Genomic DNA, 14,331 nt, shown 5'->3' with positions numbered 1-14,331 from the left:
AATTACTCCTTACCCGAAAGCGCAAGCACACGCTGCACCGGTTTAAAGCTCTTACGATGCTCATCTATAGCGCCGTATTGCTCAAGCGCTGCAAAGTGTGCTTTGGTCGGATACCCCTTATGCCCTGCAAACCCATATTGTGGATAGCGCGCATCAAGTTCAATCATTTCATCATCACGAGCCACTTTTGCTAAAATAGATGCGGCTGATATTTCAGCGACTAAGCTATCACCTTTAACCACCGCTTGGGCGGGCATAGCTAATTTAGGCAGGCGGTTACCATCTACAAACACAAATTCAGGCACGGTGCTAAGTGCTTCCACTGCGCGGCTCATAGCAAGCATAGTGGCTTGTAATATATTTATCTCATCTATTTCACTGGGGCTACAACGGCCAATGGCGTAACACAGTGCTTTTTCTTTTATTTCAGTGGCTAATAATTGACGTTTTTTATCCGTTAATTTTTTAGAATCGGCCAAGCCTGCGATTGGCTTAGCGGGGTTTAAAATAACAGCGGCAGTAACCACGTCGCCCACCAGCGGTCCACGACCCACTTCATCTACACCGGCAATTAGGGTTACATTAGGTCGTTCAATTTGCATTTATTAACTCCGCCACTGCATTTGCAGCTTGTTTACTTGCATCTAATCTAATTTTTTCATGTATGGCTAAAAAGCGGGCTTTTAATTCTTTATTGTCACTATTTAGCATAGGGGTAAGTGCTGCTGTTAAATTAGCGACATTACATTCGCTTTGCAAAAACTCTGGCACTAACTCTTCGTCTGCCAATAAATTAGGTAACGAAAAATATTTAATATTAAAGGTAAATAAGGTTTTAAAAATCCAATAACTCATGGGTTTAATTTTATAACCAACCACCATTGGTTTTTTATATAACATGCCCTCAAGCGTTGCCGTACCTGATGCCAGTAATATGGCATCGGCGGCTTGCATGGCTAAATTTGATTGCCCATCCAGTAAGTTAACATTAAGTGAGGGCGCTGTGGCATTTAAAATAGCAATAAACTGCGCTTTGCGCTTTTCGTTCACCAGTGGCACAACGACTTTAAGCGCTGGGTTCTGTGCTTGCAACTGAGCCGCTGTTTTTATGTAAGTTTCACTTAACAAGCCCACTTCTGAGCCCCGGCTCCCGGGTAATAACGCTAACACCTTGTCATCAGCACTTAAGCCTAATTGGCTGCGGGCTTGGCTATCATCGTGTTCAAGTGCAATGTCGTCGGCTAATGTGTGGCCTACAAAAGTACACGGTACTTGGTGCTTGTCGTAAAATTCTTTTTCAAAAGGCAATAAAGCCAATACTAAGTTAGTGACTGCACTTATAGTGTGAATGCGTTTTTCACGCCACGCCCACACTGAAGGGCTAACGTATTGCACAGTTTTAATACCCGCATCTTTTAACGGTTTTTCTACACGTAAATTAAAATCGGGCGCGTCAATGCCTATAAACACATCAGGAGGATTATCAATAAAGTGCTGTACTAACTGCTTGCGAATTTTTAGCAAGCGCGGTAAACGGCCAAGGACTTCAACCAACCCCATAACCGACAGTTCATCCATATCAAACAGCGTTTTGCAGCCTTGAGCTTGCATTTTAGGACCTGCAATACCTTCAAAGATTGCATCAGGAAAATGCGCTTTAAGTGCTTTTATGAGCCCTTCACCTAAAATATCGCCCGACAGTTCACCTGCCACAATACCAATTCGTAGTTGTTTTTTATCTTTTTTCATTTGCTATTTTTTCACAAGTAAACCCGGCGTTCATACCGATTAGTTTACCGTGTTTTAAGGCTAGGTTAAACGCTTAAAACGCACCACCTTTTTCTAGCTTACTCTTAATTGATGATTGCGTATTTTATAGACTGATGTAATGTCATAGTATATTAAAGTTTTCTAATATACATATTGACAAAAATCGTACAAACGCCAATAATGATGCAAACTTTCAGAAATTACTGAAAGTTTATTAAAAACATTAACAATTGCTTTGTGCTGTCACTGCATCACAACCAAAGGAGCCAAAAATGATAGATGAAACCTTTGTGGATCTATCGCGATTACAGTTTGCTGTCACCGCTCTATTTCATTTTTTATTTGTGCCGTTAACAATCGGTATGACCTGGATTTTAGTTATTATGGAATCGGTTTATGTTATGACCGGTCGCGAGATTTATCGTGATATGACTAAGTTTTGGGGCAAGTTATTTGGTATTAACTTTGCTATTGGTGTGGCTACCGGCCTCACCATGGAATTTGAGTTTGGTACTAACTGGTCGTATTACTCTCATTATGTGGGTGATGTATTTGGTGCACCACTAGCTATTGAAGGCTTAATGGCCTTCTTTTTAGAATCAACCTTTGTGGGTATGTTCTTTTTAGGTTGGGACAGGCTCTCTAAACGCCAGCATTTAGGGGTAACATTTTTAATGGCGCTGGGCACAAATATGTCTGCGCTATGGATTTTAGTTGCTAATGCGTGGATGCAAAACCCAGTCGGGGCAGAGTTTAACTATCAAACCATGCGTATGGAAATGACTAGTTTTGCAGAGCTAGTATTTAACCCTGTAGCGCAAGTTAAGTTTATTCATACTGTGTCTGCAGGTTATGTTGCGGCGTCTATGTTTGTGCTTGGGATTAGTAGCTGGTACATATTAAAAGGACGTGATTTGGCATTTGCTAAACGTTCGTTCTCGGTGGCATCAGGCTTTGGTTTAGCCTCTATTTTATGTGTTATTTTACTCGGTGATGAATCTGGCTACGAAGTCGGTGAAGTACAAAAAGTAAAACTCGCGACCATTGAAGCTGAATGGCATACCGAAGAAGCCCCCGCAGCTTTTACCATGCTTGGTATTCCTGACTCTGAAGAGCAAGTAACTCATGCTGCGGTTAAAATTCCTTACGCATTAGGTATTATTGCAACGCGCTCACTTGATGAACAAGTGATTGGTATTTCAGATCTTGAGAAAAAACACGAGAAGCGTATTCGCAATGGCATGATTGCTTATGAATACCTAGAAAAACTTCGCGCAGGTGACGATACCCCTGCAAATATCGAAAAGTTTGATAACGTGAAAGATGATTTAGGCTATGGCCTATTACTGAAACGTTATACCCCTAACGTGGTAGATGCCAGTGAGGCACAAATACAACAAGCCGTTAAAGACTCCTTCCCTAAAGTGGGTCCTATGTTTTGGTCATTTAGGATTATGGTTGGCTGTGGTGTAATTATGCTTGGCGTATTCATCCTTTCTTTTTATTACAACGCCCATCGTATTATTGAACAAAAACGTTGGTTGTTGTGGGCGGCGGTATTGAGCATTCCTCTGCCTTGGATTGCCATTGAATTTGGTTGGATTGTGGCTGAATATGGCCGCCAGCCATGGGCTATTTCTGAAGTGTTACCGACCTTTTTAGCAACGTCATCGCTGACGGTAAATGATATTTTAATTAGCTTAACTGGTTTTATTGTTTTCTATACTGGATTGGCGATTGTTGAAGCATGGTTAATGATTAAATTTATTAAGCAAGGTCCAAGCTCTTTGCATACCGGTAAGTACCATTTTGAATTACCTGATCACAGCACGACTGCTAAAGGAGAACTATCATGATTTTTGATTATGAAACATTAAAAATGCTCTGGTGGTTAATTATTGGTGTGCTGCTAATTGGTTTTGCCATTACCGATGGTATGGATATGGGCGTTGCTATGTTGCTACGCTTAGTCGGCAAAACAGATTCAGAACGCCGCACCGTTATTAACACTATTGGCGCCCATTGGGATGGTAACCAAGTATGGTTTATAACCGCAGGTGGCGCTTTATTTGCAGCATGGCCTATGGTGTATGCAGCAGCATTTTCTGGTTTTTACTTTGCCATGATGCTGGTGTTATTTGCATTATTTTTTAGACCTTTAGGCTTTGATTATCGCTCTAAGGTTGACTCTAAACGCTGGCGTAATAACTGGGACTGGGGCTTATTCGCCGGCAGTGCCATACCTGCCCTAGTATTTGGTGTCGCGTTTGGTAACTTGTTTTTAGGCGTGCCGTTTCATATCGATAATTTATTAAGAGTCAGTTATCAAGGGTCGTTTTTTGCTTTACTTAATCCGTTTGCGCTCATTGCCGGCTTGGTTAGTATTACTATGTTAGTGGCACATGCGGGCATGTGGTTACAACTGCGAACCGCTGATCAAGTTGCTGAGCGCTCAGGACAATATGGTCGCTACTCATTACTTGCCTTTATAGTGTTATTTGCGGCAGCTGGTGTGTGGGTTGCCAACCTAACGGGCTATCAAATTGCCTCTATGGGTGACACCCAAGGCCATGCAGATCCACTGGCTAAAGTAGTTACCACTGCTCAAGGCGCATGGCTTAATAACTACAGTGAGCGTCCATGGACAATGACCTTCCCTATTTTGGCATTTGCGATGGCACTGTGTGCACTCCTGTTTTCTAAATTGAATAAGCCCGCTTTGGGATTATTAGCAACCAGTGTGATGTTAATTGGGGTGATTATGACTGCGGGCGTATCGTTATTTCCGTTTATTATGCCTTCAAGCAATAACCCTGATATTAGCTTAACAATTTGGGATGCGGTATCGAGCCACAGAACACTCAATGTTATGTTCATTGCTGTGGTTATATTTGTGCCACTCATTTTAGCCTACACCACCTGGTGTTATGTGAAAATGTGGCGCAGAGTGACCGTTGATGAAATTGAAAATAACCCTCACGGCAGTTATTAAGGAGACTAAATTATGTGGTATTTCGCGTGGATTTTAGGTGTACTGCTTGCTTGTACCTTAGGCGTTATAAACGTGATGTGGTATGAATTTCATCAAAATAAAAACAGCATTGCTGATGATGAACAAGCCACCCATGATTTATTAAACGAGCATAATACAAATCACAATGACGACTAATCCCCGACCAAATCGCGCGCAGCAACAACCCCTGCGCGCTTTTTTAAAACAGCAGAGTAAACCGGCTGCAATGTGGTTAAAGCTAAGCATTGCACTTGGCACAGTTAATGCGATTTTAATGATTGCAGGTGCTTATTTACTCGCGAAAACCATTCATGAGGTGATGTTTGAAGGGCATAGTTTAGCCCAAGTAACCCACTATTTATGGCCTTTAGCGGGTATTATTTTACTGCGCGCCATTTTCTTAGCGTTAAGTGAGCGCTTGAGCGCATTTGCTACCCTTAAAATTAAATCGGCTATTCGCCAAACCTTACTCGATAAACTCACACAACTCGGCCCAAGTTATATAGAGCAACATGGCCAAGGCGCTACGCTCAACACGCTGCACAATGGCGTAGAAGCACTCCATGACTACTATGCAAAGTACTTACCTGGGGTTGCCTACAGTGCGCTTATTCCTATTGCAATATTAGTGGTTATATTTCCGACCGATTACAAAGCAGGATTAATATTTTTATTAACCGCGCCACTTATTCCCTTTTTTATGATTTTAGTTGGCCACAAAGCCGAGGCACTTAATCAAAAACGTTGGCAACAACTGGCAGTACTAGGAAACTATTTTTTTGATCGCGTACAAGGGCTTACTCAACTAAAACTATTTAATGCCACACGCAAAGAGCTTAAACAAATCGCGCGTATTTCCGATGATTTTAGGCACGCAACGCTGAACGTGTTAAAAATTGCTTTTTTATCCTCTTTTGCTCTGGAGTTTTTAGCCACAATTAGTGTGGCACTGGTAGCGGTAATTATTGGCTTTAGATTATTTTTTGGCACCCTAGATTTTGCTACTGGCTTTGTAGTGCTGTTACTAGCACCTGAATTTTATTTACCCCTTCGCCAATTAGGCAGCCATTACCATGCACGCCTGCAGGGAATTAGTGCTGCTGCAGATATGTTGATTATTTTAAATGCACCACTGCCCGAAAATGATGATAGCCACACAGCAAAGATCAATGTTAATGCTAGTAGAGCTATAAGCATCCATGAGCTCAACTTTAGTTACCCTAATAGCATTGAGGGAATAAATAATATTAATTTAACCCTGCCAAGCACAGGACTAGTAGCCTTTGTCGGAGCTAGCGGCTCAGGTAAGAGCACCCTACTTGATTGCATGCTTGGTTTTCACCCAGAAGTAATACAACACATATCCATTGGACAACAACCATTGACGACAGCGGATATAAGCCAATTACAACAAAACATTGCATGGATCCCACAAAAGCCAACCTTATTTTACGACACCCTAGCCGCCAACATAAAATTAGGTAACCCAGACGCTTCATATGAAGCACTTGTAAATGCTGCAGAGCAAGCAGGTGCGCTGGAATTTATTAACGAGCTACCCGATGGCTTTAACACCTTAATAGGTGAGCAAGGTGAAGGACTATCTGGCGGGCAAAAACAGCGTATAGCATTAGCTCGTGCATTTTTAAAACACGCCCCTATTCTAATGCTCGATGAGCCAACCGCTCATTTAGATAGTCAAACCGAGCAACTCATTCAAAACGCAATTGCTGAGTATGCAAAAAACCACTTGGTGATCACCATCGCACATCGCTTAAATACAGTAAAAAATGCTAAGCAACTTATCGTTATGGAAAACGGCTGCATCGTTCAACACGGCGATTTTAAAGCGCTCAGCCAGCAACCTGGCGAATTTGCAAAGCTGCTAAAAACAGCACAACAAGGGGTAACTAATGGCTAATTTTATTCGTTTGCTCAAATTGTGCCGCCCTCATTATAAAGCGATGCTTTTAGGGACGTTTCTAGCGTCACTCACGGTGCTAGCTAATGTAGGCTTACTCGCTATTTCAGGCTGGTTTTTAGCTTCTATGGCAGCCGCAGGAATTGCCGGCGTCCATATGAACTACTTTACCCCAGCTGGCACCATCCGCTTTTTAGCGATTGTGCGCACCGCCTCACGTTACGCTGAACGCTTAGTTACTCACAACGCCACATTTTTATTGTTAAGTGAAATACGAGTAAACATGTTCGCCACTCTCAGCAAGCTCAATAACCTTGATTTAGCTATGAGCCGCAGTGCCGATTTAGTTAATCGCTTGCAAAACGATGTAGACGCATTAGATAAGTTTTATTTAAATGTGTTGCTGCCGATGTTAGTAGCTTTACTGACTGTGCCTATTATTATGCTGTTTATGTCAGCCTACAATGTAAATGTCGCCCTTATTTGTTTTGTTGGCATTATTATTATTGGGGTGATTATACCGGCAATATTAAGTAAGCAATTAGATAAAAATAGTCACCAAGAAACCTTACTTAGTGCACAACTTAGAGCAGAGCTGTCAGACACTCTTACGGGCCTTAGAGAACTAAATATTTATCAAGCTCGAAACCAACAACTCACTAAGTGTGATCAGTTAAGTGAACAATATAATCAGCAATTATTTATTCGTCATAAGGCTCTTGGAAACGCTGATGGCTTAAGCTTACTCATAGTGCAATTAGCTATGCTTTCCAGCATTGTTACTATTGTGCCGCTAGTGTTTAGCGGTGCTATGGTCAATGTAGAGCTGGCGATGTTGAGCCTGTTTGTGCTTGCCAGTTTTGAAAGCGTATTGTTACTGCCTAACGCCTTTATTGAGCTTCCTAATGTACTAAAAGCAGCTGAGCGACTCTTTATTCTTGAAGACAAAACGCTTAGCACAAACAATGTATCAACCACAGATATTGAGCTATTAAATAAGCACTGGGCATTATCATTAAATAATGTCAGCTATCACTATGGCCAAAAGCAGGCATTAAATAATGTGAGTTTTGAGCTCCCCGCGAAGCATAAAGTGGCCATTGTTGGTAGAAGCGGCAGTGGTAAAACGACCTTAGTGAATTTGCTCAGTAGTTTATGGCCACTGCAGCAAGGAACAATAAACTTACAAAGCGACAAAGAAATCATAAGCCTGCATGATTTAAATAATGAGAGTCGTGCAAAGACATTAAATATTTTAGCTCAGCAGCATCATATTTTTGATGGCACATTAAGCGAAAACCTTGCTTATGCAGCTCCCGATGCAACCTCGCAACAAATGATAGCAGCATTAACACAGGCAGAACTTGGTGGTTGGTTCTCTGAGCTCAAACAAGGGCTGAAAACCCGTTTAGGTACCGGCGGGCGAAATGTGTCTCAAGGTCAATCAAGACGTATAGCCTTAGCACAGGCCCTGCTGCAAAAACCCGCCATTTTAGTACTCGATGAACCGACTGAAGGGCTCGATAATATCTCTAAACAAGCTGTTATGAACAGTGTTTTACAGCTGAAAGAGCATGCCAGTGTTTTAACAATTACTCATGATCCAGCGTTGTTATCGCAAATGGATAGTGTCATCTGGTTAGATAGCGGACAAATCATCGCTCAAGATTCACATCAACAATTGCTCAATGAACACCCTGACTATGTGGCGTTAACGACCCGCTTTTAGTCCTTAGCAGTATTACTTATTATCAATAACGGTGACCGATACATCAATAACGCCGACTTTAGGGTCGGCTATTTTTTCAAACATAGCTTTTGATAAATCTATAATTCGCCCCCGAATATAAGGACCCCTGTCATTAATTCTCACCACCACTGGCTTATTATTAGCAATATTGGTAACTTTTACTCGTGTACCAAACGGGAGCCTTAAGTGAGCAGCTGTTGCCGCTTGTTGACTAAATCGCTCGCCACTGGCAGTAAGTCGGCCGTGGTACTTATCAGCATAAAATGATGCTTTACCTTGCTCTGCAACATCACGTTGTTGATTATTTATATTACCTGGCGCAGTACTACAGGCGGCCAAAATCACCGACAGTACTGAAAGCAATACTAACTTTATTAGTTTCATTCTTTATACTTTATTGAAAAATGTAGAGGGAGTGTAATAGGACGATACTGAGTAGAGACTGAATTATTAATCAGCTAATAAAAAACCACCTTGATTACTCAAAGGTGGTTTTTTAATTTGTTAAAAATGCTATTTTTTAACGCACAATACCGCGTTCAGAACTTTTAACGAAATCAATCATCAATTGCACTGCTGGAAACTTTGCAGCATCTTCAGCAAGTAATTCAATCGCTTCATCAACACCTAAGCTCTTGCGGTAAAACGCTTTATAAGCGCGGCGTACTGCCATGATTTCATCACTTTCAAAACCACGGCGTTTCATGCCTTCAGTATTGATTGCTGCAGGGCCTGCTGGCATACCAATGGTGGTAACAAATGGAGGTACGTCTTTGTTTACCCCCGAATACATACCAACAAATGCATGCGCACCAATTTTACAAAATTGATGCACACCGGAGTTACCCGCTAAAATCACCCAATCACCAACATGAACGTGACCCGCTACACTGGCATTATTTGCAAAAATAACGTTATCGCCAACAACAGCATCATGCGCAACATGAGTGTAAGCCATAAATAGATTATTGCTGCCTATTTTAGTGACGCCCTCATCTTGGATTGTGCCGCGGTGAATAGTCGCACACTCGCGAATAACATTATTGTCGCCAATAATTAAGCTGGTTGGCTCGTTGTTATATTTTTTGTCTTGGCAGGCTTCGCCTACAGAAGCAAACTGAAAAATATGGTTACCAGAGCCAATCGTAGCAGGCCCTTTAACAACAACATGAGACTCAATTATACAGTCATCACCAATAACAACATCATTACCGATGTAACTGTATGGTCCAACTGACACATTGTTACCAAGTTTTGCACCCGGTTCGATTATTGCCGTAGCATGGATCACAATTAAAACTCTCTTCTAGCACACATGATTTCGGCGCTACACACTGTTTTGCCGTCAACTTTAGCTTCAGCCGCAAATTTCCATATGTTACGACGCTCTTTTAAAAACTTAACATGAAGATGCATGGTATCACCTGGCACAACCGGCTGCTTAAAACGAGCATTGTCTACGGCTGCAAATAGGTAAAGTTCGTTCTCGCTACGATTTTCAACCGTTTTAAACCCTAATAAACCCGTTGCTTGCGCCATTGACTCTAATATTAGCACACCAGGAAAAATCGGCTGATTTGGGAAATGGCCAGTGAAAATAGGTTCATTAATCGATACATTTTTTATTGCATGCAACGATTCACCAGGGGTAAAATCGATTACACGATCAATTAGTAGCATCGGGTAACGGTGCGGTAATAAACTTAAAATTTCTTGAATATCAAGGCTATTTAATTCGTTTGCCAAAATAGCATCCTTTTTAGTGTTCAACGATCATGACTTATTCAATGCTTCAAGCGCTTTTAGACGTGACTTCATGTCTGAAAGGTTGCGCAAATGAGCAATTGATTTTCGCCACTCTTTGTTAGTCGTATGAGGCATACCAGATGAGTAAATACCTGGTTCGGTGATTGATTTGGTCACCATACTCATGCCGGTAATTATAACACCATCACACACAGACATGTGACCGTTAATCGCGCTCATGCCGCCAATCTGGCAATTTTTACCTATGGTGACACTGCCTGCAAGTACAGTACAACCGGCGATAGCGGTGCCTGAGTTAACTTCGACGTTGTGTGCTATTTGGCACTGGTTATCAATAATAACGTTATTGTGGATAATAGTATCATCGAGCGCACCACGATCTATGGTGGTACTTGCGCCAATTTCTACCTTATCGCCAATGATCACAGAGCCTAATTGTGGAATTTTAAGCCACTGACCGCGTTCATTTGCATAACCAAAGCCATCACTACCAATAACTGTGTTTGCTTGCAATAGACAGTCTGCGCCAATCTCAACATCATGATAAATGCTCACACTTGGCCAAAGTTTGGTGCCTGAACCTATTTTAGCACGTTCACCAATAAAACTGTTCGGACCAATTTGTACGTTATCACCAATTACAGCATCAGCTTCAATTACAACATTAGCACCAATAGCTGCACTTTTGCTCACTTGTGCATTGGCATGTATAACCGCACTTGGATGCACATCGTGAGATGCGCTACGCGGGGTAGTATCCATTAATTGAGCTAGTTTGGCATAGGTAACATAGGGATTGGCAACAATGATTTTATTGCCTGAAAAGTAAGGCGCATCGTCAGGGCTAAGTATTACTGCACTGGCCTTTGTTGTCTCAAGCTGAGAGCGATATTTCTTGTTCGCTAAAAATGCAATATGCCCAGAATGGGCATTTGCAAGTGTCGCTATTTTTTTAATTTCTAAAGCGCCATCACCTTGAAGCTCGGCGCTTAGAAGTTCCGCAATTTGCGAAAGCGTATAATTTTGCATAGATTAATTATTTCTTACTTACAGCTGTAACTACTTTTTCAGAAAGATCAGTTACTTCTTTAGGGTTGAAGTAAATAGTTGTGTCTTTTACTTTAACTTCATCGAAGTCGCCTTTTTTAGCAATCTCTTGGATAGTTTCAATGATTAAAGTCTGAACTTTAGCCAACTCCTGATTTTGACGTGCTTTAATTTCTTGCTCTAATGGGCGACCCTTTTCAGCAAGGTTTTTTTGCATACCCTGAATTTTATCACGTAATGCGTCTTTTTGTTCTTGACTCATTGTGGTGCTTTCACGCTTAAACTTTTCTGCTTCAAAGCGAATATCACCTTGTAACTTTTCAAGCTCTTGACGACGCTCAGCAAATTCCGTTTGTAGAGACTGTTCGATTTTAGCCATTTGTGGAAGCTGCTTGTAGATTTCTTGCATATCTACAATACCTACTTTATGAGCAAAAGCATTAACTGATGTACCCATCATAAGTGTAGCTAAAACGGCAACGGCTGTTGATTTGAATAATTTTTTCACAAAAAACTCCTTTAGAAAGTGTTACTAATATTAAAACTGATGGTCTTGGTATCGTCATCTTCTTCTTTTTGCAACGGATACGCAAAGCTGATCAGCATAGGACCCATAGGTGAGATCCATTGTAAAGATAAACCGGTTGCAACCCTAAAGCGCATTGGGTCTGAATAGTCATCTAATTTTGCACGCTCATCAATACCCAAATTTTGATAACGATCAACGTTAAACTCGGTATCCCAAACGTTGGCAGCATCAACAAAGAAACTGGTACGTACTGAACTGGTATTTTCTTCGTCTAAGAACGGTGTAGGAACAATAAGCTCCATACCTGCAACGGCCTTCGCATTACCACCTATACGACCTTGTGGGAAAAGCACGTCAAATTCTGGAGCGCCACCAATATTGCCTGTGGTTGTGCCATCACCTGATGGCGTACCAGGTATAGGTAGTGGCTCTCTTGATACCGCACGCGGTAAAATAGTATTTCTGTCAAAGCCACGTAGTTCCATTTCTGTAATACGGAAGTATTCTTGGAACGGTAACGTCTGATCATACCCGTTGGTAGAACCATAACCATTACCATAACCTAATGCCGCACGGGTCGAAAATACCCAGCGATGATCGTTTGAGATAGGCCAGTAAAAACGTGAATCATAATTTAACTTAAAGTATTTTAAATCTGAGTTCGGCGTTGTGGCTGTCAGGTTTAATGTTTGTCTTGAGCCTGCTGTTGGGAATAAACCACGGTTAACCGTTACACGCGACCAACCCACACTTAACTCATACTTGGTAAACTCAAAGCCCGCATCTGGGTTCTCTGGGTCTAGGAAAGTTTCACGTAGTACACGTGTTTGCTCATATTCTGCAATATCAGATAGCTCTTCTTCTATCCAACGAGCTCCAAAGTTAATACGGTTTATAGCATCAATTGGAAAACCAATGTTGGTTCCAAGGCCATAACTTTTTGACTTATAGTCAATCAAGCTAAACTGGCTAGCATCGTAGTTACTATAAAAAATACTACTACCTTGCGATACACCATCTGGCGTAAAGTAAGGGTCTGTGTATGACACACTCACGCGTTCAGAGCCACGTGAGGTATTAATGTTAAAACCAATTTGATTACCCGTACCTAAAAAGTTAGATTCAGTTACACCAATATTAAATTGCAGACCTAAGTATGAACCATAAGCAAGACCGGCGTTAAAACTACCCGCAGATTGCTCTTTAACAGTAAAGTCAACGTCAACTTGATCATCAACACCCGGAACAGGCACTACATTAAAGTCAACCGATTCCATATAAGGTAAGCGTTGAATTTGCAATTTAGAACGCTCTAAGTTTTGGTTAGATAACCATGCCCCTTCAAGCTGTGTCATTTCACGACGCAGTACTTCATCAGCTGTATTTTGGTTACCACCTACAATGATTCGACGTACATAAACACGTTTACCAGGGTCAACCGATAAAGTCAGTTGTACCTCTTGGTTTTCGTCATCAATTTCTGGAATGGTGCGTACTTCAGCGTTAGCATATCCAAAACGAGCTAAGTAACTTTTTATAAACTCTTCTGAAGAAGTTACCACTGAGCCGTTATAAAGCTCTCCGGTGCGAAGCGGGATAACACTTTTGATTAGTTCTTCTCGGCCGAGTAAATCACCGATAAAATCAAAGCCTTTTACCTTGTACTTTACGCCTTCGGTAATATTTGCCGTTACATAAACCGATTCACGCTCAGGACTGACTGACACTTGAGTCGAATCAATATTGAAGCGTAAATAGCCACGGTCTAAATAAAAGCTACGAATTTTTTCTAAATCGCCTTCGATGGTTTGTTTTTGATAGCGATCGCTACCCATAAACTGCCACCAAGGTAAATCTTGTTGCGACTCAGCAAGCTGTAATAACTCTTCGTTTGAAAAAAGTTCATTACCAACTAAGTTAATTTGACGAATAGAGGCAGCATCGCCCTCATCAAACTCGAGTCTCAGTTTAACCCGATTACGTGGCAGCTTAGTGATGCTAATGTCCACTTTTGCATTGTATTTACCAATACTGTGGAAAAACTCAACTAAACCTTTTTCAATATTATCGATAACCGTTTTGTCCAGCGGCTCGCCTTGACGAATATCTTGTTGATCAAGGGACTGGTTTAACTGCTCATCTTTAATGTCTTTATTGCCTTCAAATTCAATAAAGCTAATTGTTGGACGTTCAGTTACTTTAAAAATTACGTTATTGCCATCACGCAACGCTTTTATATTGTCAAAGTGACCAGAGCGATAAAGTGACTTAATTGTTTTTGAAATTGTGTATTCATCAACATTGTCGCCCACGTTAATAGGAATATGCGTTAATGCGGCACCAAGTGCAACACGTTGCAATCCTTCAACTTTTAAATCTTCAACAATAAAGGAGTTTTGGCCTAGGGCTGCAAAACTTGCACCCAATAAACTTGAAACTACCAAATGTTTTTTTATAGCCATTTTATTATCTTTATCCTTTACAACTGTATTACCGCTTAGCATCGAAAACTAAATAGTTACGAGCTTTACAAT

Annotated in this window: 13 protein-coding genes; 5 read left to right on the top strand and 8 right to left on the bottom strand. The window is 41.2% G+C overall.

Annotated elements, in window-relative coordinates; all coding sequences use genetic code 11:
* Window positions 1-2: 2 nt before the first annotated feature.
* Together rnhB and lpxB are read right to left on the bottom strand one after the other, a co-directional pair.
* Window positions 3-602, bottom strand: a complete 600-nt coding sequence (rnhB, locus tag ACZ5WS_RS08525) for a ribonuclease HII (protein WP_464707704.1) — start codon at window positions 600-602, stop codon at window positions 3-5.
* Complete coding sequence (lpxB, locus tag ACZ5WS_RS08520; RefSeq protein WP_464707700.1) at window positions 592-1,749, bottom strand: lipid-A-disaccharide synthase; 1,158 nt, start codon at window positions 1,747-1,749, stop codon at window positions 592-594. The genes rnhB and lpxB overlap by 11 nt, the downstream gene beginning before the upstream one ends.
* Before the next feature lie 293 nt (window positions 1,750-2,042).
* On the opposite strand from lpxB, the gene ACZ5WS_RS08515 reads away from it, so the two are divergent.
* The 5 genes from ACZ5WS_RS08515 to cydC are packed head-to-tail and all read left to right on the top strand — an operon-like array spanning window position 2,043 to window position 8,433.
* A complete protein-coding gene (locus tag ACZ5WS_RS08515; protein ID WP_138605028.1) occupies window positions 2,043-3,626 on the top strand; it encodes a cytochrome ubiquinol oxidase subunit I in 1,584 nt (527 codons plus the stop codon).
* Window positions 3,623-4,762 (top strand): cytochrome d ubiquinol oxidase subunit II, encoded by a 1,140-nt coding sequence (cydB, locus tag ACZ5WS_RS08510; RefSeq protein WP_131691336.1) that lies wholly within the window; start codon window positions 3,623-3,625, stop codon window positions 4,760-4,762. The genes ACZ5WS_RS08515 and cydB overlap by 4 nt, the downstream gene beginning before the upstream one ends.
* A gap of 12 nt (window positions 4,763-4,774) precedes the next feature.
* Window positions 4,775-4,939: a cytochrome bd-I oxidase subunit CydX gene (gene cydX / locus ACZ5WS_RS08505; protein ID WP_008110965.1), complete on the top strand. Its 165-nt coding sequence runs from the start codon at window positions 4,775-4,777 to the stop codon at window positions 4,937-4,939.
* Window positions 4,929-6,704, top strand: coding sequence for a thiol reductant ABC exporter subunit CydD (gene cydD, locus ACZ5WS_RS08500; RefSeq protein ID WP_464707689.1), 1,776 nt, complete (start codon window positions 4,929-4,931; stop codon window positions 6,702-6,704). The genes cydX and cydD overlap by 11 nt, the downstream gene beginning before the upstream one ends.
* A complete protein-coding gene (gene cydC / locus ACZ5WS_RS08495) occupies window positions 6,697-8,433 on the top strand; it encodes a thiol reductant ABC exporter subunit CydC (RefSeq protein WP_464707684.1) in 1,737 nt (578 codons plus the stop codon). Before cydD ends, cydC begins: the two co-directional genes overlap by 8 nt.
* A gap of 12 nt (window positions 8,434-8,445) precedes the next feature.
* Here the strand turns inward: cydC and ACZ5WS_RS08490 are convergent, their stop codons facing one another.
* The 6 genes from ACZ5WS_RS08490 to bamA all read right to left on the bottom strand — a co-directional run bounded on the left by ACZ5WS_RS08490 (window position 8,446) and on the right by bamA (window position 14,259).
* A complete protein-coding gene (locus ACZ5WS_RS08490) occupies window positions 8,446-8,838 on the bottom strand; it encodes a septal ring lytic transglycosylase RlpA family protein (RefSeq protein WP_464707680.1) in 393 nt (130 codons plus the stop codon).
* A 136-nt stretch (window positions 8,839-8,974) separates the two neighbouring features.
* Window positions 8,975-9,745, bottom strand: a complete 771-nt coding sequence (lpxA, locus tag ACZ5WS_RS08485) for an acyl-ACP--UDP-N-acetylglucosamine O-acyltransferase (protein ID WP_178956348.1) — start codon at window positions 9,743-9,745, stop codon at window positions 8,975-8,977.
* 2 nt (window positions 9,746-9,747) lie between these two features.
* Window positions 9,748-10,200: a 3-hydroxyacyl-ACP dehydratase FabZ gene (gene fabZ, locus ACZ5WS_RS08480; protein WP_008110974.1), complete on the bottom strand. Its 453-nt coding sequence runs from the start codon at window positions 10,198-10,200 to the stop codon at window positions 9,748-9,750.
* A 27-nt stretch (window positions 10,201-10,227) separates the two neighbouring features.
* Window positions 10,228-11,250 (bottom strand): UDP-3-O-(3-hydroxymyristoyl)glucosamine N-acyltransferase, encoded by a 1,023-nt coding sequence (lpxD, locus tag ACZ5WS_RS08475; RefSeq protein ID WP_464707671.1) that lies wholly within the window; start codon window positions 11,248-11,250, stop codon window positions 10,228-10,230.
* A 7-nt stretch (window positions 11,251-11,257) separates the two neighbouring features.
* The gene (locus ACZ5WS_RS08470) at window positions 11,258-11,776 is read right to left on the bottom strand and encodes an OmpH/Skp family outer membrane protein (protein ID WP_138605034.1); all 519 of its coding nucleotides are present in this window, start codon (window positions 11,774-11,776) and stop codon (window positions 11,258-11,260) included.
* Window positions 11,777-11,787: 11 nt separating this feature from the next.
* Window positions 11,788-14,259: an outer membrane protein assembly factor BamA gene (gene bamA / locus ACZ5WS_RS08465; RefSeq protein WP_138605035.1), complete on the bottom strand. Its 2,472-nt coding sequence runs from the start codon at window positions 14,257-14,259 to the stop codon at window positions 11,788-11,790.
* Window positions 14,260-14,331: the final 72 nt, after the last annotated feature.

This window comes from Pseudoalteromonas sp. 11L1, assembly GCF_055397545.1.
This window is presented reverse-complemented; position numbering and strand designations above follow the sequence as displayed.

What these genes read in the sequence shown, in the direction of transcription:
- cydB (WP_131691336.1), top strand. Translation starts at nt 3,623, where the DNA reads ATGATTTTTGATTATGAAACATTAAAAATGCTCTGGTGGTTAATTATT.
- ACZ5WS_RS08490 (WP_464707680.1), bottom strand. Translation starts at nt 8,838, where the DNA reads ATGAAACTAATAAAGTTAGTATTGCTTTCAGTACTGTCGGTGATTTTG.
- cydD (WP_464707689.1), top strand. Translation starts at nt 4,929, where the DNA reads ATGACGACTAATCCCCGACCAAATCGCGCGCAGCAACAACCCCTGCGC.
- ACZ5WS_RS08515 (WP_138605028.1), top strand. Translation starts at nt 2,043, where the DNA reads ATGATAGATGAAACCTTTGTGGATCTATCGCGATTACAGTTTGCTGTC.
- rnhB (WP_464707704.1), bottom strand. Translation starts at nt 602, where the DNA reads ATGCAAATTGAACGACCTAATGTAACCCTAATTGCCGGTGTAGATGAA.
- cydC (WP_464707684.1), top strand. Translation starts at nt 6,697, where the DNA reads ATGGCTAATTTTATTCGTTTGCTCAAATTGTGCCGCCCTCATTATAAA.
- lpxD (WP_464707671.1), bottom strand. Translation starts at nt 11,250, where the DNA reads ATGCAAAATTATACGCTTTCGCAAATTGCGGAACTTCTAAGCGCCGAG.
- lpxB (WP_464707700.1), bottom strand. Translation starts at nt 1,749, where the DNA reads ATGAAAAAAGATAAAAAACAACTACGAATTGGTATTGTGGCAGGTGAA.
- cydX (WP_008110965.1), top strand. Translation starts at nt 4,775, where the DNA reads ATGTGGTATTTCGCGTGGATTTTAGGTGTACTGCTTGCTTGTACCTTA.
- bamA (WP_138605035.1), bottom strand. Translation starts at nt 14,259, where the DNA reads ATGGCTATAAAAAAACATTTGGTAGTTTCAAGTTTATTGGGTGCAAGT.